Below are 20,901 nucleotides of genomic sequence, written 5' to 3'. Positions count from 1 at the left end.
AGGGTCAGCCCGCGTACACGTCCTCGACGTACCGCCCGGCCTCGATCAGCCCCTGCAGCCAGGCCTGCGCCCGCTGCTCGTCGGCGCCCGGGGTGCGCTCCCGGTACAGCGCCCGGAAGGCCGCCCGGACGCCCGGCGCCATCCGGGCCCCGTCGCCGCACACGTACACCTCGGCGCCGGATTCCAGCAGCTCCCGGACCTCGGCCGCCTCGGCGGCGATCCGGTCCTGCACGTAGCGCCGCCCCTGCTGGGGCCGCTCGCTGAAGGCGGGCCGCAGCGAGACCGCGCCGGCCCGCTCGGCGGCCTCCAGCTCGCCGCGGTGCAGGTAGTCCGCCGCCTCGTCGTCGCAGCCGAAGTACAGCAGCGCCGGGGCGAGGACGGCGCCCCGCGCGAGCAGCGCCCGGCGGTCGGCGACGGCACCCCGGAAGGGTGCCAGGCCGGTGCCGGCCGCGATCATGACCACCGGGGTGCGGTGGCCGATCCGGAACGCCTCCCGGCAGGGCTGGACCCGGGCCAGCACGGTGTCGCCGACGGCGACCCGGTCGAGGTAGCCGGATCCGGCGCCCCGGAACGTCCCCCGGCCGGAGCGGGCCGGGGCGCTGAGCACCGAGACCATCAGCTCCACCTGACCGGGGTCGCCGGTGGGCGAGGAGGAGATCGAGTAGTGCCGCGGCCGGATCGGCGGCAGCAGCTCCAGCAGCACCGGCCAGCTCAGCCGCTCCCGCAGCGCCGGGTGGTCCTCGATCAGGTCCAGCAGGGTGCGTGGGTCGTCGTCGGACAGGGCCCGCAGGGCGGCCTGCTCGGGCGGGCAGGGGTTGAGCGCCGCCAGCGCGGCGCGCTGCTCGGCGTTCGGCCGGTCCTGCAGCTCGACGTGACGGGTGAGCAGTTCGCGGACGGTCAGCGGGCGGTCGACGGCCAGTCCGGTGCGCCGGTGCGCCACGATGTTCAGCACCGTGTCCGGGTCGGCGCCGAACAGCTTGGCGGCGCGCTCGACCAGCACCGGGTCGTTGGCCGGGAGCACGGTGAGGTGGTCGGCGGTCCGGTAGCCGGTGCCCTCCGGCAGGGCCAGCCGGACCAGCCGCTTGACCCGGTGGTAGGCCGGGTCGGTCAGGCTGCCGACGGCGGTGACGGTCAGCTCCACCGTGTCGTGCCGGGCGGCGAGCGCGGCCAGCGGGCCGCCGGTCACCTCGGTCACCGTGTACGCGGCCACCGGCGGCTCCCCGGCGGGGGCGTCGGCGTCCCCGTAGCGCGCCAGCAGGGCCTCGCGCAGCGCCCCGGTGAACTGCCGCACGGTGCCCTCCAGGTCGCCGGAGGCGTCGGCCTCGGCGCGGGCCAGCAGCCGGGTGCCGCCGAGCTCGGCGAGCCGGTCGTCGATCAGCGCAGGGACGCGCTGGTAGGTCGCGGCGTAGGTGCGGTCGCCGATGCCGAGCACCGCGTACTCGACGCCCTCGGCCCCGCCGCCCTCCCGGGACTCCTGGAGCCCGCGGACGAACCGGGCCGCGTCGTCGGTCGGCTGCCCGTTGTACGAGGCGGCGGTGATCACCACCGGCCGGTCGGTGGGCAGGCCGTCCGCGTACGCGTCCAGCGGGGCGGTCGCGGTCTCGCAGCCGAGGTCGGCGGCGGCCTCCGCGAGCTGCCGGGTGAACTCCCGGCAGGCACCGTAGTTGGAGCCGTGCAGGAGCAGCAGCCCGGTGCCCCGCCGGACCCGTCCGGGACGCCCGGCGGCCGGTCCGCCCTGCCGGCCGACCGCCGTCGGCGCGGCGGTGGCGAGGGAGTCCGCGCGGGAGGCGTCGACGGCCGGGGCGGGCGTGCGCCGGGCGAGGCCGAGGGTGAACCCGTCGGGCTTGATGGTGAGCGTCTGCTTGAGGGTCAGCCGGTAGTCGGCGTGGTCGATCAGCCGGTAGCGGTGCACCAGCATGCCGAGCAGCATGACGGCCTCGTGCAGCGCGAACTGCCGCCCGATGCAGGCGCGTTCGCCGGTGCCGAAGGGCTTGAAGGCGTGCGGGGAGCGGCTCTCCTCGTACTCCGGGTCGAACCGGGACGGGTCGAACAGCTCCGGGTTGTCGCCCCACGCCGGGTCGCGGTGCAGCAGCGGCGTGCTGACGAGGACGGTCTCCCCGGCGCGCAGCGGGATGCGTCCGCCGAGCAGGGTGTCCGCGCGCGCCTCCCGGCTGAACGCGGGCGCCGTCGGCCACAGTCGCAGCGCCTCGTTGAGCACCTGGCGGGTGTGGCGCAGCCGTCCGACGTCCTCGTAGGAGGGCTCGGGATCGGCCCGGTCGCCCCAGAGTTCGTCCACCTCCCGCTGCACCTCGCGCAGCACGGCCGGGTGCTTGGCCAGGTAGTACAGCGCGAAGGAGAGCGCGCCGGAGGTGGTCTCGTGGCCGGCGATCAGGAAGGTGATCACCTGGTTGCGGATGTTCTCGGCGTCCAGCCGGGTGCCGTCCGCGGGGCGGACGGCACCGAGCATCAGACCGAGCAGGTCCTCGGCCGGGCCCTGGACGTCCTCCTCGGCGCGGGCGGCGATCACCTCGTCCACCACGGCGGCCAGGTAGTCGGAGTCGGCGCGGAAGGCCGCGTCGCGCTCGCGGTGGTCCGCCTCCGGGTCGCGGGTGAGGCTGGTCATCGCCCATTCCAGGCAGCGCACCATCGCCTCGACGAAGGGGTGCGGCTCGTCCCGCTCGAAGGAACCGAAGTCGAAGCCGAACCCGGCCAGGCCGATGGTGTCCAGGGTCATCCGGGTCATGTCGCCGGGCACGTCCACCGGCTGTCCGGCGGCCTCCCGGCGGTCCCAGGAGTCGACCAGCCGGCGGGCCACCCGCAGCATCACCGGGTGGTAGGTGCGCATCGAGCCGAGCGCGAAGGCGGGCATCAGGATGTCGTGCGCCCGGGCCCAGTTGGGCTCCTCGTTGTAGGCGGTGAACAGGCCGTCTCCGGTGAACTGCCGGACGTTCTCCAGGGCCGGGCCGATCGACTTGGTGAACCGGGTCTCGTCGGCCAGCTCGGTGACCAGCTCCAGGCCGCTGACGACCAGGGTGTCCCGGCCGTGCAGTCGCTGGACGAAGGCCGGGCCGTGCTCTCTGGCCAGTTCCATGATGCGCAGCACCGGGGCGGCGGCCGGCGGCATCGCCGAGATGTCCACCAGGGGGACGGCCCGGCTCTCGCCCCCGGCCGCCCGCTCGTCCTCGGTCGTGCGCTCCACGGTCTCGGTCATCGGTGTGCCCCTCCCACGGCAGGAAACTTTCGTCTCCCACCACTGTGCGCCCACCGGGAGGGGGTGCGGGCCGCGGTCACTACATGATTGTGTAGTGCCCGGGTCGGTTACGGGCTTGCTACGGACCGTCAGCGTAGGCCCCGGGGAAGGAGAATGACGGATGCGGACGACCGAGGGCTGCGGCCCGGTACCGGACAGCCCGCGGGAAGCGGCGGTGATCTGGCGCAACCGGGCACTGCGGCTGCTGGACCACGTGCCGCTGCCGATCGCGGTGTGCGAGTTCGGCGGGCGCATCCTGATCGTCAACCGCGCCATGGCCGTCGAATTCGGCCGTTTGCCAGGTCAGTTGCACAACCGTAGGATCCTGGAGTTCTTCACCCTGCGGGACACCGGCACCCTTGAGGCGCTCACCGAGGCCGTCCGGCTGCACCGCCGCTCGCAGTACCCGGCGCGGGTCTCCTGGACGTCCGCCGACGGCCGCGAGCGGCACGGCGAGATGACCGTCGACCTGGTCGGCGACACCCCGGAGCAGACCCCGAGCCTGCTGCTGTCGCTGCGGGCGGCGCAGCCCGCGGCCGCCGCCCCGGCTCCCGGCCCGCAGGTCGAGGTCAGCCCGGTCGAGGCCCGGATCCTGGCCGCGGCGGCCCGGGGCGACACCACGGCGCAGATCGCCCGGGAGATCGGTGTCACCCCGGACGGGGTCAACTACCACCTGGCCCGGCTCACCCGGCGCTGGCGCGTCCCCAACCGCACCGCCCTGGTCGCCCGCGCCTACGCCACCGGCGTCCTGGCCCCGGCCGCCTGGCCGCCGCGGCCGGCCCGCTGAGCGGGCGAGGGCCCGGGCGCGCCCGGCCCGGTCCGCCGGGCGTGCCCGGGTGGTTCCCCGGCACGGCCCCGCGGCCCCGGGAGGTCAGTCCGCCGGGCGCCGTACGGCCTCGATGAAGGCCGTCGTGGTGGAGGGGTCCGGCAGCGGGCGCCCGTAGGCCTCCCCGAGCCGGACCAGGGTGGTGATGCCGACGGTCCAGCCGTTCCGGTCGAGCCATCCGTCGGTGTCCGGGCCGAGGCCGCCGCGCCACAGCCCGGTCACGTGGGCGAGCGCCGGGTCGTGCGGTGTGCGGCTCACGTCCCGGCCCTGCTCCAGCAGCAGCCGGCTGCCCGGGGCCGCCAGCCCGCCCACCGCCGTGAGCAGTCCGGCCGCCTCCTCGGCCGTGAGGTAGACCAGCAGCCCCTCGGCCAGCCAGACCGAGCGCCGCGCCGGGTCGAACCCGGCCGCGACCAGCCGCTCGGGCCAGCCCGGGTCCTGCAGGTCGGCGGCCAGGGCGGTGCGCCCGGCCCGCGGCACGGCGCCGAGCCCGTCCAGGACCTGCTCCTTGAAGGCCAGCACCGGGCTCAGGTCGAGCTCGAACACCCGGGTTCCGGCCGGCCAGTCCAGCCGGTACGCCCGGGTGTCCAGGCCGGCCGCCAGCAGCACCACCTGGTCGGCGCCGGCGGCGGGCAGCCGGTCGTCGTAGAAGCGGGTGCGCAGGATGCCGTGGGTGACCAGGCCCCTGGCGAGGCTGCTGACCGGGCCGGACAGGGCCGGTTCGAGGCCGGCGGCGGTGACGAACGCCAGGGCGTACGGGTCGACGAAGAGCGGGTCGGGGCGGGAGCTCTCGTAGGCCCGCACCCGGGCGACGGACAGGGCGGTGCGGGAGACCGGGCTGAGCGGTTCGGAGGTCGTCATGCCCGCAATCTACATCGCCACCGATGCATCGGTGAAGATGTATTCTGTCCGGCATGGACGGCGTGCAACTCCTCAGACTCGGCAAGCGGTTGACCGAACTCGGCCGCGCCCTGATCACCGACCCGGCCTCCGAGCACCTCACCCCCGGGGAGATCGCCGTGATCGCCGACGTGTACCGGCACCCCGCCACCTCCGTCCAGGAGATCCGGGTCCGGACCGGCTTCGCCCAGAGCCACGTCTCGGTCTCCGTCGCCCGGCTGCGCGAACAGGGCCTGCTCGACGCCGCGCCCGACCCGGCCGACGGGCGCCGCACCCTGCTGACCGTCTCCGACCACGCCCGACGAGCCATCCGCGCCCACGTCGCCCGGCCCGCCGAACCGGTCATCACCAAGGCCGTCCCGGACCCGGCGAAGGCCCGCAGGGTCGCCGAACTGCTGGACGAGCTCGCCGGCCTGCTGCTGCCCTGACCGTCCCCGCCCCCGTCCCGTTCCGTTCCCCGGCCGCCTGCTCCTGACCGGCCGAGTTCGACAAGTCGGTGACAAACTCCTCCGGTTGCTCCCTCGCGACGATCGATCCCTGCCATCATCCCGGCTGAACCCGGGAACCGCCCGGGAGGGCCGAGGGAGAGCGATGGACGCGCGGATCGAGGTCGCCGGCGGCGACGAGCCACGGGAGCCGGCCCCCGCCCCCTCCCCCGTCGACGGAACCCCGGCCGTGGCCGACCGCGTCCCGGCACCGCCCGTACGAACGCCACCACCCCGCCCCCACGGCCCCTCCCACCCGCGGAAGGGCCGCCCCGCCGCCCGCATCGTGGCCCGCATCGTGGCCCGGGTCGTGGCCCGGGTCCTGCTCGTCCTGACCGGTCTGGCCGCCGTCGCCCTCGGCTTCTCCTGGTTCGTCGACGCCTACGACGCGGCGACCGCCTACCGCAGCGCCCCGGCCTGTGCCGCGCCCGCCGCCTCCGCCGCCTCCGCGCCCGCCACGGACTGCACCACCCACGAGACCGGCCGGGTGACGGACAGGAGGGCCGGCACGAACGAGGATTCCCCCCACTACGAGGTGACCGTCTCCCGCGAGGCGGCGCCCACCGACACCTACGCCGTCTCCGACGGCCTCTTCGGCAGCGTCCGGAGCGGCGACAACGTGGACCTCACCCTGTGGAACGGCCACGTCGTGGAGATCTCCCACCAGGGCCACCGCTCCCCGGTCACCGACGTCCCCTGGCTCACCTTCCTCGAACTGGCCCTGCTGGTCGGCGCGGGAACCCTGCTCGCCGTCCACACCCTGCTCCGTCGCGGCCGGGACAGCTGGGTCCTCCCCGCCATCGCCTGCCTGTTCCTCTCCGTCTTCGCCTTCGCCGGCAGCGTCCTCCTGATCGCGCTCCAGTGGTCCTTCGCCTTCACCCTCACCGTCCCGATCGTCGGCTGGCTGGCCCTCACCACCGCGATCACCGCGATGTGCTGGGAGGACTGACGCGGTGACGACAGGGGTTCGCCGGGCCGGTCGGGCCGGGCCGCGGCACCGAGCGGGCGTGACGCCGGCCTGGCGTTAGGGGACGTTCCAGGCGGAGATGACCGGCTGCCCGTGCTCAACGGTCAGGAAGCCGAGAGAGCCCGGGTGCGGGTGGCCGAGCAGGCGGGCGGCGGACGCGTCGAGCCCGAGCCAGCGAACGGTGATCACTCGCGCCAGATGGCCGTGAGCGACCACGGCGACATCCCCCCGGTCCAGCAGCGGCCTGATCCGGTCCAGCACCGCGTCCGTGCGCGCGGCCACCTGCTGGAGCCGCTCGCCAGGATGGACGGCGTCCCCGGGAACGACGCCGTCGCGCCACAGGTCCCAGCCCGGCCTGGACTCCTGGATCTGCTCGGCGGTCATGCCCTCGTAGCCGCCGTAGTCCCACTCCACCAGGTCCGGATCGGGCCGGACACCGGTCAGACCGGCGAGCGCGGCCGTCCGCATCGCACGGCTCAGCGGGCTGCTGAACACGGCGACCGGACGACGTTCGGCCAGTCTCGGAGCGAGCGCCCTGGCAGCGGCCTCACCCGCATGGGTCAGCGCCACGTCGGTGCGCCCGGCGTGCCGGCCCGACAGGCTCCACTCGGTCTGACCGTGCCGGACAACTATCAGCGCTCCCATGGCCGTGCACGATATCCGATGGCCCGTCGGTCAGCCCCGGTGGTGCGCGAAGAACACGGTGGTGCGCGAAGAACACGGTCCGGGACGGACGGAGTCCGAAACGACCGGCTCCGTCTCCCCCGGCCGACCGCACCGGAGGACTTCTCAGTCCAGCGGCACGTCCAGGCAGGCCCGGCGGTGGCTGAAGGTGTCGATCGACCAGCGGCCGTGGTACCGGCCGGAGCCGCTCTCCCCCACCCCGCCGAACGGGAGTTCCGGGATGCCCAGGTGGGCCACCGGGAGGCCGAAGTTCAGGCCGCCCGAGCTGGTCTCCTCGGCCAGGCGCCGACGGGCGTGCCCGTCCTCGGTGAAGGCGTAGAGCGCGAGGGGGCGGTCCCGCTCGTTGATGAAGGCGATCGCCTCGTCCAGGCCGGTGACCTCGACGACGGGCAGGACGGGGCCGAAGATCTCCTCCCGCATGACCGGGGCGTCCGGCCGCACCTCGGCGAGCAGGGTGGGCGCGATGTAGCGGTCCGCGCGGTCGTGCCGGCCGCCGAAGACCGTGCGCCCCGAGTCGAGGAGGGCGACGACCCGGTCGAAGTGCCGCTCGTCGACGAGGCGTCCGTACGCCCGCGACCGCGCCGGGTCGGGCCCGTACAGCTCGGTGACCGCCCGTTCCAGGGCGCCTTCCAGCGCCCGGGCCGTGGCCGGGTCGGCCAGCAGGTAGTCGGGGGCGACGCAGGTCTGCCCGGCGTTGGCGAACTTGGCGCGGGCCAGTCGGGCCGCGACCACCCCGAGGTCGACGCCCCGGTCGACGAACACCGGTGACTTGCCGCCCAGTTCGAGGGTGACCGGGGTCAGGTGCTCGGCGGCGGCCCGCAGTACCGCCCGGCCGAAGCCGGCGTTGCCGGTGTAGAGGATGTGGTCGAAGCGCTCGGCCAGCAGGGCGGTGGCCGTCTCCCCGCCGCCCTCCAGCACGGCGATCGCCGCCGGGTCCACGTACTGCGGCAGCAGCCGCGCCAGCAGGGCCGAGCAGGCCGGCGCCAGCTCGCTCGGCTTGGCCAGGACCGTGTTGCCCGCGGCGATCGCACCCGCCACCGGCACCAGCAGCAGCTGCACCGGGTAGTTCCAGGGCGCGATGACCAGGACGGTCCCGAGCGGGTCGTGGCGGGTGTGGGCGCTCGTCCCCGGCGGCAGCCGGGTGAGCGCGGCGGCGGGCACCTGCTCGGGGTGCAGCCAGTGCTCCAGGTTCCGCAGGGTGTGGTCGATCTCCCGTACGGTGAAGTCGACTTCGGCGAGGTCGGCCTCGGCGCGCGGCTTGCGCAGGTCGGCGTGGAGGGCGGCGGCGATCTCCTCGCGGTGCCCGGTCAGCAGGGCGCGCAGACCGGTCAGCTGCTCGGTGCGCCAGGTGAGCGGCCGGGTGCGGCCGGTGCGGAAGGTCGCGCGCAGCCGGGCGACGGCCCCGGCCGGCGTGTCCGAGGGCGGGCTGTCCGGGGGCCGGCCGTCCGGGGAGGTGGCGGGCGGGGTGCTCATGCGGAGTCCTCCTGGGCGGGGTCGGGGATCCAGCTGCCGTGGAAGCCGGCCGGCACTCGTACCGGCAGGTGGACGGTGGCGAGCGGGTCGCCGGTGAAGTCCTCGGCGGAGAGGACGACCAGGTCGCTCGCGCCCCGCTCGGGGTCGTGGACGTAGGCCAGCAGGTAGCCGTCGTCCTCGCCGCGGGCGCCCTGCCTCGGGACGAAGGAGGCCTCGCCGGTGTAGCGGCCGGCGCCGAACCGCCGCACGGTGCTGGACTGCCGGCTCAGGTCGTGCTTGATCAGGGCGTCCCCGGCGGCCTCCGGGGTCAGGGCTTCCAGGGCCCCGGCCGCCGCGAAGTGGCGCAGCAGGTCGCCGGCCACGGTGGAGTACCCGTAGCGGTGGGCGCCGCCGACCACCGCCGGGCTGACCGCCGGGAACTCCTGCGGCCGGTCGTCCAGGCGGGTCTCGGCGACCCTGCCGGAGACGGTGTCGACGGTCCAGCGGTCCAGGGTGGGGCTGCTCTGCCCGTCCAGTGCGCCGCCGGCGAACATCCGCGGGTAGCGGACCACGTCGATGACCACCCGGTGGCCGTCCTCGTGGGCGTTGAGCGTGTGGTAGACGAAGCAGGGCTCGACCTCGAACCAGGCGACCTCGGTGCCGTCGCGGGGCAGCAGCCCGATCCGTGCGCCGCCGGTCTCGTCCCAGACCGCCGGGTACGTCTTGCGCGCGAGGTTGTCGGCCATGCAGACGCGCGCCGCGAGGTCGAGGACGACGGCGAAGTTCCGGGTCAGCGCCATGTCGTGCACCACCGGCCGGTGCGCGACCGGGACGTCCACGGCCCGGACGACGGCGCCCTGCGGGGAGAGCACCAGGTGCCGCAGGTTCTCGCTGTCCCGCTGCCAGGTGATCGCGTGCAGCTCGCCGGTGACCGGGTCGAGCTTCGGGTGGGCGGCGAACCCGTCGGGCAGCGTGCCGCAGAAGTCGCTGGCGCCCACCGTCTCGATCTCGTAGGAGAGTTCGTACGGGCGGAAGCCGCCCTCGACCAGCGCGAAGGTGCGGTCGGCGTGCCCGATGACGTGGGTGTTGGGCGCGACGTCGGTGATCCGCGGGGCGGCGCCGGGGCGGGGCCGCTCCCCCAGGGCCTCGGCCACGGCGGCGCTGCGCACCAGCCGGTTGCGGTACCACCGGGCCCGCCCGTCGAGCAGCCGCACCCCGTGCACCATGGCGTACCCGCCGAACAGGTGCCTCGGCCTGGGGTCCTCCGCCCGCATCCCGTTGGGCCCGTTGCGCAGGTACCGGCCGTTGAGCTCGGCCGGGATCGTGCCGGTGACCGGCAGGTCGAACGCGGTGACTTCCTCGCCCACCGGCGTGTAGGCACCCGTGAACGGATTGGTGACGGTGGACACCGCAGATTCCTCCAGGCCGCATTCCGACGTCCGCTGCGCCCTCGGGGCAGCGCGTCCGGTTCAACGACCCGACCGCCCGCCGGGTGACGGCCGGTGGCGCGTGGAGGTCACGCCCGCCGGAGGGCCGTCATCCGGTCGGTCCGGTCGGTCCGGTCGGTCCGGTCGGTCCGGTCGACGGTTCCAGAGCGCCGACTTCGAAGACGTCCGCCACGACGACCGCCGTGACCTCACCCGCGTCGTCGTGTCCCACCCAGACCGGGTGAACGCCGTCTCCGCCCAGCACGAAGGCGACCAGCTCGGCCCCGTCGGCCTCCTCGGTCACCTTGCTGTAGCCGCCGTCGAGTTCGTGGAGGTCGTCGCCACCGCCGGAGGTGAGGGCGTGCATGAAGCGGCGGCCCAGGCCGGTCCGGGCGGCGGACTCGACGAAGCAGCCGGTGGCGGAGTCGACGCCGAAGCCGAAGTACTGGCCGTCGCGCAGCAGCCTCGGGTCCTCTCCCGGCGGGACCGCCATCGTCCAGCGGGCGGTCGGCTTCTCGCTCACCAGCACCCGCACGGCGTAGGTGTCGCGGGCGGTGAAGCGATCGCCGAACATCTCGTCCTCGTAACTGGCGCCGGTCTCCTGCACCGGGTGGACACCGGGCGGAACCTCGATCACCAGCGGGTCGCCCTCCGCGCCGCCGGGCAGGTACGAGGGGTCGCAGACCGCCAGCCGCCCCGTGGGCAGGGCGATCCCGGTCACCGTTGTCACCGGTTCGATGACGAGCGGCTGCGGCCGGCGCCGATGGGTGAACACAGCCCCGGGAGTGAACAGCTCGTCGAGCCGGGGCGCGGCCGCCGGCGCCGGCGGCCGCCAGCCGAAGGGCTCCGCGGCCCGACCGGCCGGCGCAGGCGCGGTGTCCGAGGCCTCCCGGGCGATCCCGAAGGGGCCCGGCAGCCCGAACTGGGGTTCCGCCAACAGGCTTTCCCAGCAGCCGAATTCCGGTACCGGCAGCCACCACCGCTCACCCGGCAGGTCGACCGGGGTGCGCGTCGATCCGCCGCCGCGGCCGCGCGGGTAGCGGCCCTCACTGTTCTTCCCGTTCGGGTAGAGATCGACCGTCCGCCTCAGGGCCTTGTCCGAGAGCTCGGGGAGGTCCTCCTCCTCGTACTGCCATTCGGCCAGGTGGCGCAGGAACAGCCGCCCGGGCTCCAGCCTGCGCAGGTCGGCTTCGAACACCCGGCGGCCCGAGCCGTCGAACCGCCAGAGGCCCAGGTAGTGCGCGGCCCAGGCGACGTGCAGCACCGCGACGGGAAGCTCCTGCCCGGGGGCGGCGAGCACGACGGCGTACGGCTCGCCCGCCGCGTCCCGGCGGGCGGCCTCCGCCCGGGGGATCGGACGGACCGTCGAACGGTTCGAGGAGTCCCACCCGTCCCCGTAGACCGCCTCGACGAGCACGTCAATGTGCACCTCGGTCACCCCTGCCTCCATCGAACCTGCTGCTGTGCGGATCCACCCTAGAGACCGGGTCCGACAGGCCCGACAGCCGGCCCGCCGATGCCCGCTTCGAGGTCGAGCACCCGTACAGCGTCCCGCCCCCGCTCCGGATCCACTTGCGAGCCGCATTCGAACAGCACCATCATCGGACGCCTGGAACCGCCCACGAGCCATTCCTGAACCCGCCCTCCCAGGAGCGGACTTGACTGTCGAACCCCCCTGACCGGCAGTACTGCGCGCCCTCCCACCACCTTGCAGCGAGGAGCCCTTCCGGTGATCGACTTCAATGTGCTGACCGACCTGGCCCGCCGCGAGGGCGTCCAGCGGATCGGCGTCGGCGTGGTGGTCCGCGACACCTCCGGCCGGATCCTGATGATCCGCCGGGCCGCGCACGACGACCCGCCCGGCCGGTGGGAGTACCCGGGCGGCGGCCGGGCCGGCGACGAGACGGTGGACGCCGGCGCGGCACGGGAACTGGCCGAGGAGACCGGACTCGCCGGCCTGCCACTGGAGTACGCGCGGCACCTGGACCTCACCGACCGGCGCGGCCTGCGCGTGCGCCAGTTCGTCTTCACCACGGTCGTACCGGACGGCACCGCGATCCTCCTCTCGGCCGGCCACGACGACCACCGGTGGGCCGCCCCCGACCGGCTGCCGCCCACGAGCGACGGGCAGCGCACCGTGATCGAATGGCTCACCGGCCGCCTGGCCCTCCCCGGCTGGCGGCCGGTCGGCGGCTACCTCACCACCATCGCCCGGCCCGGCTCATACGGCTGTTTCCTCGTCACCGATCCGCAGGGGCGCGTCCTCGGGCTGCGCTCCACCGTCGACCCCGGCGTCTGGAACTTCCCCGGCGGCAACGTCGAGCACGGCGAGACACCGTTCACCACCGCCCTGCGCGAGGCCCGGGAGGAACTCGGCCTCGACCTCGCCACGGAGAACCCGCAGGTGCTCCGGCGGCGCCTGGTCGCCGTCGTCCACGAGCAGGCCGGCAGCCTGCTCCCCGTCCCCGCCTGCGGCTACGTCTTCGACGGCGGCGTCCTCACCGCCGAGCAGCAGGCCCGGATCCGCCTCGACCCCGCCGAGCACACCGAATGGCGCTTCGAGACCGCCCACGACTGGCACGACCACATGGGCCCGGACCGCTACCGGCGGCTCCTGCAAGCCCTGCGCGCCCACCGCAGCGGCACCCCGCTCTACCTCGAACGCCCGGCCCCGGCCGACGACTTCGAGGGCGTCATGGTCCTCGTCACCGACCCGGCCGGGCGGCTGCTGATGCACCACCGCGACGACAAGCCCGGCATCGCCTGGCCCGGCTACTGGACCCCGATCGGCGGATGGCGCGAGGCCGACGAGACCCCCGAGGAGAACGCCGCCCGCGAGGTCCGCGAGGAGGCCGGAATCACCATCACCCGGATGCGGCCGGTACCCGGCCCGCAGCACGAGCTCGTCTCCCCGCTCGTCCGCGTCCTGCACGCCGCCTGGGACGGCCCCGAAAGCGACCTGCGGCTCGGCGACGAGGGCCTGGCCGTCCGCATGGTCCCCTTCGACGAGGTCCTCGACCTCAAGGTCCCGCCCTACATGCGGCACTACCTGCCGCTGCTCGCCGCGGCGGCCGACCACCCGGCCGGCGGGTGACAGGTTCCCGAGCGGGGTCGTCGACGGCGGGGCCCGTCGGGCCCGGCCCACGCGTGCGGGCGAACGGCCGGCCCAAGCTCCGGCGGGTCCGGCGAGAACTCCGCCACCGCCCCATCGGGCCGGCCACCTCGCCGAAGCCGTCCACGCCCTACGGAACCGCAGGAACCGCAGGAACCGCAGGAACCGCAGGAACCGCAGGAACCGCACAGCATGCGAAACGTTCGCAGCCGTCAGCGCACCGCCCCGGGATGCAAGTCCCCGACCACTGATTAAAATGTTTATAGCGAAAGTTTTTGCTGCTCGCCTGGATTTGATCGGACTTGAAAGGCGGAGCTCACATGACAACGCACGAGATCACCAACCACCATGAAGTCGACACAGAACCCGATCCGATAGTGTCCAGACTGTATCACGAGCTCGATTCTTTCGAGCGAACGGTGTCATTGGTGGGTTTTGTCGGAACGTCTCGACGCGCCGAGAGCATACGACTTTACCCCAGCCTTGATTTTGACACCTACTACGAGATCCACGTGGCCGACATAGTGAATCGATCCCGCACCGGCTCCGGCGATGACAGCCCTTCCGTGCTGCATGTGAGGAATACGGGAAGCATCGACATCGTCTCCTGCACGTCGGCCGACGACATCGCATCCTCCAGGCGGGTCCGACCGGAGGAATCCCACGGCACGATCACGACGGACCCGGGAACATTCAGCTCGACGACCCCCCTCTTTCGCGACAGTTATCCGCACAATCCGACCGGGGACGCGGTTCAGAAATTCGCCACTTCCCGACTGGGCCAGACCGTCGGCGGGGGCGAGTGCACCGATCTCGTCAACGCGGCACTGCAGGACGCGAACGCACGCCCAGGAAACTTCTCCAACCCCCCGTACTACGTTTGGGGCACCGAGATAACCCAGAGGCCACCCCAATGGGGAACCTGGCAGAACGGCGATATCATCCAGTTCGCCTACGCCCATTTCCAATGGGTCGAAAACCATGTCACCAAGACATGGGGGGTCGGCCCCACCGGGCGACACACAGCCATCATCTGGAATGCCACGTTCACCGGTTCGGGTCCCTGGGACACCTGGCTCATCCACCAGAACGACGGCGTCAGAAAGGTCACCCAACGACAGCTCTATCTCGCCCGACTGGTGAGCGGCTCGTACACCGTCTACCGCCCTGTTCCTCTCTGAGGACCGCGTCCCCCTCGGGGCCGGCGCGCCACGGAAGGATCCCGCCCGGCCTGCCGTCGCACCTCGCGGGAAGGCCGTCGCACCTCGCGGGAAGTGGGATCGGACCAGGAACGGGCCGCCGGCCCGGGCCGTGGTCACCCCCGGGTCAAGTCGCCGATCCGTGCTCGCCGTCGGCCGGCCCGCCAGGCCGGCCGACGGCGGACGGCCGGCGGTCAGTGCAGCCAGGGCTGGTAGTTCGGGTTGTCCACGCAGCCGGACTCGACCAGGGAGGCGGTGGCCCGGTCGACCGGGCAGGCCCGGCGGATGAAGTGCCGGTCCACGCCGCCGGGGAACGCGACCTCGACCTGGTCGGCGTACTGGTGCTGGTCGCCGATGGTCGCGTTGACGTCGATGCCGCCGGGGGCGTCGATGAAGTAGTCCCAGGGCACCTTCTTCCACTTCTTGTACAGCTCGGGGTCGTAGGTGGTGCTGACGAACGGCGACGGCTGGTTCTGCAGGACGTAGCTGGTGATGTCGTACTGGCCGTTGACGGTGTCCTTCGGGCCGAAGCCCTCCTCGAAGATGACGGACGGATCGCGGCCGTCCGAGCGGAAGAGCGGGTGGCAGTCCTTGCGCCAGTGCGGTTCGGGGGTGATGCGGGGTACGTCCACCCGGCGGTCCACGGCGGCGTACAGCGGGTCCGGGCCCTTGGGGAGGTTCTCGAAGGTGCTGGCGGGGAGGGTGACGGCGGGCCGGACGGCGCAGTCGTCGGCGCGCAGTTCGGCCTCGTCGGCGAAGTCGATCCGGCGGCCGTCCAGGAGGACGGCGACGGCCTCGGTGCCGAGTTCGCGGACGATGACGCCGTCGCACTGGGGGCCGCTCCAGAGCGCCTCCCCGCTGGGGTCGAGGCAGCTGAAGGGGGCGGGTTCGGTCGCGGCCGCGGGGGCGGCGACGGCCGGGATCTCGGGGATGAGCACGACGGCGCAGGCGAGGGCGACTGCGCCGGCGGCCGTGCGGATGCGGATATCGATCACGACCGTTACCCTGGCCGTCCCCTGGCCCGGAGATGTCGCAACTCACCCGGTCAGGGGCGTGTCCTCGTCGCAGGTTGACGCCCTCGGCCGTCCCGGTCCGCTCGGACCCCGGGTGTGCGAAGGGCGGCGGGCCCGCCGTCTCACGTCAGGCGTGGACGACCGGCACACCGGTCAACTCCACTCCCGCCTCGCCGAGTTCGGCAAGGGCCCGGGCAGTGGTGTCGGCGGCGACGCCCGCGGTGTAGTCGAGCAGAACGCGGACGTCGAAGTCGGCCCGCACACCGTCGAGCGCGGTCGCCTTCACGCAGTGGTCGGTGGCGATGCCGACCACGTCCACCTCGGTGACCTCCCGCGCGCGCAACCAGTCCGCGAGCCCGGTCCCGTCCGCGGTGAAGCCCTCGAAGCCGCTCTTGGAGGCGGAGTGCGCGCCCTTGTAGAAGACCTCGTCCACCTTCGTCCCGACCGTGGGGGCGAACTCGGGGTGGAACTCGCCCCCCTCGGTGCCGGCGACGCAGTGCACGGGGAAGGAGTCCTTGAAGTCCGGGTGATCGGAGAAGTGGCTGCCCGGGTCGAGGTGGTGGTCACGAGTGGCGACGACGTGGGTGTACTCGCTGCCGGCGGTGCGCCCGACGAGATCGGCGATGGCCCGGGCCCGCCCGGCGCCTCCCCCGACCGGAACGGCTCCGCCCTCGCAGAAGTCCCTCTGTACGTCGACCACGATCAGTGCACGCCCCACGGCACGGCCTTTCTCACGGGATCCTCGGCCCCCACCCGTGCCCTGTCGGAGCATGGAACGCGCATTCCACCCGCGATGTTCACCCGGGCCGAGCACACGCCGCCGCGGCGTGCGGTGCGGCGGCGTGCGGCGCGGTACTCCGGGCCCGGATTCACCGTCCCGCGGGCGACGGTCGAGGCCACGCCGTGGGCGCCGCCCGGGGCCGGAGCCGCCCGGGCCGTGCCCGTCGGGGGCACGGCCCGGGGACGACGGGGTCCCCGCCCGCTATCCACCCGCTCCCTTCTCCTCGGCGCGGACTCCCACGAGGCCGCCCGGGAGGGCCGGGCCGCTCGGCACGTCGGGGTCGATCACTGGTCGGTCCCCTCGTCCTCCCGGACCGGCTGGGTCCGCTGGGCCGGGAGGCCGGTGCGTTCGTTCTGCAGGTCCCACAGTTCCCTGAAGCGGCCGCCCTCCTCGGCCACCAGCTCGGCGAACGTGCCCTCCTGGAGGACCTTTCCGTCTTCGAGCACCACGATCCGGTCGGCGACGGCCACGTTGGTGAGCCGGTGGGTGACCAGGACGACGGCCCGTTCCCGCGCGACCGCCCGCAGGTTCTGGAAGATCCGGTGCTCGGCGCGCGGGTCGAGGGCGGCGGTCGGCTCGTCCAGGACGAGCAGCCCGGCCTCGCGGTGGAACGCCCGGGCGATGGCCAGGCGCTGCCACTGGCCGCCGGACAGTTCCTCGCCGCCCATCCACTCCACTGCCAACAGGGTGGACAGCCCCCGGCGGAGCTTGGCGACGACGTCGGCCGCCCCGGAGGCGTCGGCGGCGCGCAGCACCGCCGCGTCGCCCTCGGCGGTGGGCTGGCCCAGCGTGATGTTCTCGCGGCAGGTCAGCGGCCAGCGCGCGTAGTCCTGCGGGACGACGGCGACCTGGCGCCACAGGGCGTGCGGGTCGAGGTCGCGGGTGTCGCGCCCGTCCCACCGCACCGATCCGGCATCGGGCAGGTAGAGCCCGGCCAGGAGCTTGGAGAGGGTGGTCTTGCCGGAGCCGTTCTCCCCCACCAGGGCGAGGATCTCGCCCCGCTCGACGTGCAGGTTCACTCCGTCCAGCGCCTTGCGGTCGGAGGCGGGGTAGGCGTAGCGGAGGTTCTCCACCGCGATCCGGCGCGGCGGCTCGGGGGCTTCGGTGCCGCGCCGGGGCCGGTGGCCGCCGGCGGTGTCGAGGAAGCTCGACCAGTCGTCCAGGTACATGCCGGTGCGGAAGAGGTCCGCGCCGTAGCCGACGATGCCGCGCAGGCTGGTTCCGACCGCGGTCAGGGCGAACACGGCCGCGCCGCCGCGCGGCAGGCTCATCCGGCCGGTGCTGACCAGCCACAGCATCGCCGCCCACACCAGCGCGCTGCCGAGGCCGGAGGCGGCGGCCCCGATCACCGACACCCGGGCGCTCTGCATCGCCGCCCGCCGCGACGTGGCATCCAGCCGCCGGCCGACCTGGTCGTACTTGACGAGCAGGAACTCGCCCATGGTGTCGGAGCGGACCTGGTCGGCGTTGCGCTTGAGGTGGATGTACCAGCGCAGGTTGGCCATGATCCGGCGGTCGCCGACCGCGGCCCGGTTCGCCAGGAACTGCACCCGGGCGGCGTGCACCGACGCGATCCCCTGGGGCAGCGCGGCGAGCACCAGCAACGGCAGGAGGGCGGGGTGGAGCACCGTCAGCACGCCGGCCGCACCGAGGAGCGAGGCGAGGGAGGCGAGCAGGTTCTGCGCCTCCCCGACGATGTCCACGCAGACCTCGGCGCCGCGGTCCGCGGCTTCCAGCTCGTCGTTGTAGCCGGCGTGGTCGTAGGCGGTCAGCTCGGCCGCCACGGTGGCGCGCAGCACCGCGGCTTCGGCCTCGCGGGAGATCCGCGGCGACAGGTGGATGGTGATGGTGCGGATGGTGATGCCCAGCAGGGAGCGGGCGCCGGCCGCCGCCGCGATCACGAGGATCGACGGCGCCGCGTGGGCGAGCTTGTCGTCGACCCGGCCCGGGCCGAACAGCGCCGAGATGGTGCCGGTGGTCGCGAACAGGCCGGCCGCGCCGAGCACCGCGGACACCGCCTGGCAGACCAGGAGCAGCGTGACGGAGGTGCGGTCGATGCGCCAGCCGAGGCGGAACGCGCGGACGACGAGCGCGGGCAGGCGGCGGGCCATCGCGTTGACGCCGATCGCCTCGATCGCCTGGATGCGGCGCCCGTCGGCGAGCCACCGCAGTTCCTCGTCGGCGGCCTCGGCCGGGGTCGCCGCGGTCGCGGCGCTCACGCGATCGCCTCCTTGCTCGAAGCACGGGCCACCAGGGCCGCCGTGACGGGTGGGACGTGGGTCGCCGGGGTGGGGTGACAGGCCACAGATCCTCCAGACGCAGAGCGGTGCGCGGACGCGCGGAAGCACCGGCACCGGCCCGGACGAGAAGCTCAAGTCTGCTTCTCCAAGGCCGAGTTGACGGTATTGACGGAGTCGTTACGGGTGGATGGCGTCCGATGATGGTGCTGTTCGAGCGCGGCGTTCAAGTGGATTTGCCTCCGGGCGAGCCCGGGTCGAACGGGGACTTTTCGAGCATGGTCCGCGTGCGGTCCGGACCGGACGCCACCCGGTCGTCCACGGGACCGGGAGGGCGGCGGAGCCCAGTGCGCAGGCGGCGAGAACGTGTTCGAACGCGGCCTTCCGGGCGGGTCCGAGGGGGCCGCGGACACCCCGGCGGGCGAGGAGGCCGCGCAGGGCGGGGCCGCCACCGGATTCACCCGTTCGGGGAGTCGGGCGGAGTCGGGCGCCCGAGCGGGTTCCGGGCGCCGGGCGCACCCGCGCCGGCCGCGCGCCGAGCAACGCGCGACCCTTCGCATCAGGGGAAGGCGTTCGGAGCCGCGCCCGGCCCCAGCGTTCGCTTCACCCCACCACGGGCCGGGCCGGACTGCCCGACCCGGCACTGTCAGTGCCCCCCGGTATGTTGCCGAGCATGACCACAGTGACGACCGCGACCGCGTTCCCCACGACCACCGGACAGCCCACCACGACCGGGCGCACCCCCGGCGCCCCCGCCCACGGCTCCGCCGCCACCGTCGAGGTGGTCCCGCTGTGGGCCGCCCCCTGGCCCCCCGCCGCGCAGGCCACCGCGCAGCGCTGAGTCGACCGGCAGTTCGCCGGCCGCCTGCTGCCGCGGCCGGACCGTGGTTCCCACCGGCCCGTCACGCCGGTTCCGGCGGTGCGGTCAGTTCAGGTAGCCGGCGGTGCGGTCAGTCCAGGCAGCCGGCGGTGCGGTCAGTCCAGGTAGCCGGCCGTGCGGTAGCCGCCGCGGGCCGTGCGCTCCACCTCCGAGGCGCCCCAGGTGTGGGGCACGGCGAGATTCCAGCGGGACCGCAGGATCGCGTGCTCCTCCCGGTTCCGGGTCACGTACCACTGCCCCATCCGGCACCACGCCAGCGGCTCGTCGGCCTCGGTGGCCACCGCCCGCACCAGTTGCGCCGCCTGCCGGGCGACCTGGTTCTCCAGCGCGGCAGCCTGCGCCTCCAGGTACTGGTTCATCCGGTAGGTGGCCTGGTCGCCGTGCTGGAACATGGCGTACTCGGATTCGGCGGCCATGTGCAGGGTGCCGTTCCCCATGGTCACCGTGCCGCTGCGCACCACCTCCTCCTGGGAGTTCCGTGCGATCCCGCTGTTGAGGCGGTTGAGCAGATTGGCCTTCTCGGGGGTGGCCTCCGGGATCTGGCCGCCACCGGTGCCGCCCTGCGCGGAGTAGACCTCGTGGAGGTCGTAGTCCCCGGTGTAGAGGTACTGCTTCCACCGCGGGTCGGTCTTCAGCTGGGCCAACTGCGGACCGCCGTCCGTCTCGTTCATGTCGATCGGCACGTACTTCTCGCCCCTGGGGCCGGTCCGGACGATCTCCGGGTCCGTCATCGTGTCGGGCAGGCGGGCGATCCGGACGCCGGCCAGGCCGTCCGCGTTCCAGTGGCCGACGAAGCCGCTCAGGTCGTGCTGCTCCAGCAACTCCAGTACGCGTTCCGGGTCGCCCTGCGTCTGCCCGGGCCCGGGCCCGTACTTCTTGCGCACGGACGCGGGCTTGATGGACTTCTCCAGGATGGTGTGCGGTTTGGGCTTGGCCCCTTCCGCGATGCGCCGGATGGAGTGCTCGCCGGTCTCACGGACGGCGATGGTGTACTTGTGCTTCCTGCACACCTCGGAGATGGCGGCCCAGTGGTTCTCCCACACGATGTTCCGCAGCTCGGACGACCGTCCGCCGGGCGTGACGGTCTCCCCGTCGTACGTGGCGGCTCCGCAGATCCGCAGCACGTTGTTCGGGTCCATCCGCGTCTGCGGCCTTCGCGGCGCCGCCGCCTGGTCGCCCGTCACGCGTTGGAGGGCCGGCGCCGTCCGGCGGTCGTCCGGGCCGGCGCCGTCCCGCTGCTCCGCGATCATGCGTGCCGTCGTCGCGTTGCCGACGGTGCGCTGCAGGGCCTCGGCACCCCTCGCAGACGCGGCCTCCGCCGCGGGTCGTGTGCCGCTGCCGGACCGTCGGGCGGTGGCCGCGTCGCGATGAGGACGCCCGGCCTTCTGCGGCTGTTCCCTTGAGTGCATGCTGATCCCCCTCGGTCCCCTCCGCCTCTTTATACCGGGGATGTCGGCGAACGTGGAGGGCAGTCGCGGCCCGGCGCACGGAAGTTGGCCCCTCAGGGCATCGGTTCTGCACCGCGGGACGCGAGCCCGGGTCCCCTCCCGGCCGGGGTGTCCCGGCAGATCCGCGGACCGGGCGGGGATGTGCCCCTGGGGGCGGCGTCACCCGTGGGCGTCGCCCCGGGGCGGACATCAGGAAGGCCTGCCCGCCGACGCGGCGCGGACGGCAGCACCGGGTGCCGCCGT

16 protein-coding genes are annotated in these 20,901 nt (G+C 73.7%); 6 read left to right on the top strand and 10 right to left on the bottom strand.

Annotated features, from left to right (window positions below; translation table 11 throughout):
- Nucleotides 1-4 precede the first annotated feature (4 nt).
- Nucleotides 5-3,211, bottom strand: coding sequence for a cytochrome P450 (locus ACGFSC_RS05590; protein ID WP_359913551.1), 3,207 nt, complete (start codon nucleotides 3,209-3,211; stop codon nucleotides 5-7).
- Between the two features lie 160 nt (nucleotides 3,212-3,371).
- Between ACGFSC_RS05590 and ACGFSC_RS05585 the strand changes: the two genes are divergently transcribed.
- On the top strand, nucleotides 3,372-4,037 hold the full coding sequence (locus ACGFSC_RS05585) for a LuxR C-terminal-related transcriptional regulator (protein WP_359913549.1): 666 nt from the start codon (nucleotides 3,372-3,374) through the stop codon (nucleotides 4,035-4,037).
- Nucleotides 4,038-4,121: 84 nt separating this feature from the next.
- On the opposite strand, the gene ACGFSC_RS05580 is transcribed toward ACGFSC_RS05585, so the two are convergent.
- Complete coding sequence (locus ACGFSC_RS05580; RefSeq protein ID WP_359913547.1) at nucleotides 4,122-4,934, bottom strand: SAM-dependent methyltransferase; 813 nt, start codon at nucleotides 4,932-4,934, stop codon at nucleotides 4,122-4,124.
- 53 nt (nucleotides 4,935-4,987) lie between these two features.
- Between ACGFSC_RS05580 and ACGFSC_RS05575 the strand changes: the two genes are divergently transcribed.
- Both ACGFSC_RS05575 and ACGFSC_RS05570 read left to right on the top strand, forming a co-directional pair.
- On the top strand, nucleotides 4,988-5,401 hold the full coding sequence (locus ACGFSC_RS05575) for a helix-turn-helix domain-containing protein (RefSeq protein ID WP_359913545.1): 414 nt from the start codon (nucleotides 4,988-4,990) through the stop codon (nucleotides 5,399-5,401).
- 163 nt (nucleotides 5,402-5,564) lie between these two features.
- Nucleotides 5,565-6,407 carry a hypothetical protein gene (locus tag ACGFSC_RS05570; protein ID WP_359913542.1) on the top strand — a complete coding sequence of 281 codons (843 nt, stop codon included), beginning with the start codon at nucleotides 5,565-5,567 and terminating at the stop codon, nucleotides 6,405-6,407.
- A gap of 75 nt (nucleotides 6,408-6,482) precedes the next feature.
- Here the strand turns inward: ACGFSC_RS05570 and ACGFSC_RS05565 are convergent, their stop codons facing one another.
- The 4 genes from ACGFSC_RS05565 to ACGFSC_RS05550 form a co-directional block, all read right to left on the bottom strand.
- Nucleotides 6,483-7,070: a histidine phosphatase family protein gene (locus tag ACGFSC_RS05565; RefSeq protein WP_359913539.1), complete on the bottom strand. Its 588-nt coding sequence runs from the start codon at nucleotides 7,068-7,070 to the stop codon at nucleotides 6,483-6,485.
- 144 nt (nucleotides 7,071-7,214) lie between these two features.
- Nucleotides 7,215-8,582 carry an aldehyde dehydrogenase family protein gene (locus tag ACGFSC_RS05560; RefSeq protein WP_359913536.1) on the bottom strand — a complete coding sequence of 456 codons (1,368 nt, stop codon included), beginning with the start codon at nucleotides 8,580-8,582 and terminating at the stop codon, nucleotides 7,215-7,217.
- Entirely contained in the window at nucleotides 8,579-9,970 is a 1,392-nt protein-coding gene (locus ACGFSC_RS05555) for a carotenoid oxygenase family protein (protein WP_359913534.1), read from the bottom strand. Before ACGFSC_RS05555 ends, ACGFSC_RS05560 begins: the two co-directional genes overlap by 4 nt.
- A 127-nt stretch (nucleotides 9,971-10,097) precedes the next feature.
- Nucleotides 10,098-11,426 carry a DUF4241 domain-containing protein gene (locus ACGFSC_RS05550; protein ID WP_359913531.1) on the bottom strand — a complete coding sequence of 443 codons (1,329 nt, stop codon included), beginning with the start codon at nucleotides 11,424-11,426 and terminating at the stop codon, nucleotides 10,098-10,100.
- A gap of 291 nt (nucleotides 11,427-11,717) precedes the next feature.
- On the opposite strand from ACGFSC_RS05550, the gene ACGFSC_RS05545 reads away from it, so the two are divergent.
- Nucleotides 11,718-13,082 (top strand): NUDIX hydrolase, encoded by a 1,365-nt coding sequence (locus ACGFSC_RS05545; RefSeq protein WP_359913528.1) that lies wholly within the window; start codon nucleotides 11,718-11,720, stop codon nucleotides 13,080-13,082.
- 338 nt (nucleotides 13,083-13,420) lie between these two features.
- The gene (locus tag ACGFSC_RS05540) at nucleotides 13,421-14,281 is read left to right on the top strand and encodes a hypothetical protein (RefSeq protein ID WP_359913525.1); all 861 of its coding nucleotides are present in this window, start codon (nucleotides 13,421-13,423) and stop codon (nucleotides 14,279-14,281) included.
- Nucleotides 14,282-14,493: 212 nt separating this feature from the next.
- Here ACGFSC_RS05540 and ACGFSC_RS05535 read toward each other — a convergent pair whose 3' ends face one another.
- The 3 genes from ACGFSC_RS05535 to ACGFSC_RS05525 form a co-directional block, all read right to left on the bottom strand.
- Nucleotides 14,494-15,294: an ADP-ribosyltransferase gene (locus ACGFSC_RS05535; RefSeq protein ID WP_380359086.1), complete on the bottom strand. Its 801-nt coding sequence runs from the start codon at nucleotides 15,292-15,294 to the stop codon at nucleotides 14,494-14,496.
- A gap of 145 nt (nucleotides 15,295-15,439) precedes the next feature.
- Nucleotides 15,440-16,030: an isochorismatase family protein gene (locus ACGFSC_RS05530; protein WP_359913522.1), complete on the bottom strand. Its 591-nt coding sequence runs from the start codon at nucleotides 16,028-16,030 to the stop codon at nucleotides 15,440-15,442.
- Between the two features lie 347 nt (nucleotides 16,031-16,377).
- A complete protein-coding gene (locus ACGFSC_RS05525) occupies nucleotides 16,378-18,312 on the bottom strand; it encodes an ABC transporter ATP-binding protein (protein ID WP_359913519.1) in 1,935 nt (644 codons plus the stop codon).
- Between the two features lie 691 nt (nucleotides 18,313-19,003).
- On the opposite strand from ACGFSC_RS05525, the gene ACGFSC_RS05520 reads away from it, so the two are divergent.
- A complete protein-coding gene (locus ACGFSC_RS05520) occupies nucleotides 19,004-19,171 on the top strand; it encodes a hypothetical protein (protein WP_359913516.1) in 168 nt (55 codons plus the stop codon).
- A 134-nt stretch (nucleotides 19,172-19,305) separates the two neighbouring features.
- Here the strand turns inward: ACGFSC_RS05520 and ACGFSC_RS05515 are convergent, their stop codons facing one another.
- Nucleotides 19,306-20,460: a hypothetical protein gene (locus ACGFSC_RS05515; protein WP_359913513.1), complete on the bottom strand. Its 1,155-nt coding sequence runs from the start codon at nucleotides 20,458-20,460 to the stop codon at nucleotides 19,306-19,308.
- Nucleotides 20,461-20,901 lie beyond the last annotated feature (441 nt).

Origin of the sequence: Kitasatospora sp. NPDC048715, assembly GCF_043198905.1 — a bacterium.
GTDB lineage: Bacteria > Actinomycetota > Actinomycetes > Streptomycetales > Streptomycetaceae > Kitasatospora > Kitasatospora lactacystinica.
Note: the sequence above shows the minus strand (reverse complement) of the source record. Positions and strands in the feature narration are given on the sequence as shown.

What these genes read in the sequence shown, in the direction of transcription:
- ACGFSC_RS05520 (WP_359913516.1), top strand. Translation starts at nt 19,004, where the DNA reads ATGACCACAGTGACGACCGCGACCGCGTTCCCCACGACCACCGGACAG.
- ACGFSC_RS05540 (WP_359913525.1), top strand. Translation starts at nt 13,421, where the DNA reads ATGACAACGCACGAGATCACCAACCACCATGAAGTCGACACAGAACCC.
- ACGFSC_RS05515 (WP_359913513.1), bottom strand. Translation starts at nt 20,460, where the DNA reads ATGATCGCGGAGCAGCGGGACGGCGCCGGCCCGGACGACCGCCGGACG.
- ACGFSC_RS05570 (WP_359913542.1), top strand. Translation starts at nt 5,565, where the DNA reads ATGGACGCGCGGATCGAGGTCGCCGGCGGCGACGAGCCACGGGAGCCG.
- ACGFSC_RS05575 (WP_359913545.1), top strand. Translation starts at nt 4,988, where the DNA reads ATGGACGGCGTGCAACTCCTCAGACTCGGCAAGCGGTTGACCGAACTC.
- ACGFSC_RS05585 (WP_359913549.1), top strand. Translation starts at nt 3,372, where the DNA reads ATGCGGACGACCGAGGGCTGCGGCCCGGTACCGGACAGCCCGCGGGAA.
- ACGFSC_RS05590 (WP_359913551.1), bottom strand. Translation starts at nt 3,211, where the DNA reads ATGACCGAGACCGTGGAGCGCACGACCGAGGACGAGCGGGCGGCCGGG.
- ACGFSC_RS05565 (WP_359913539.1), bottom strand. Translation starts at nt 7,070, where the DNA reads ATGGGAGCGCTGATAGTTGTCCGGCACGGTCAGACCGAGTGGAGCCTG.
- ACGFSC_RS05580 (WP_359913547.1), bottom strand. Translation starts at nt 4,934, where the DNA reads ATGACGACCTCCGAACCGCTCAGCCCGGTCTCCCGCACCGCCCTGTCC.
- ACGFSC_RS05560 (WP_359913536.1), bottom strand. Translation starts at nt 8,582, where the DNA reads ATGAGCACCCCGCCCGCCACCTCCCCGGACGGCCGGCCCCCGGACAGC.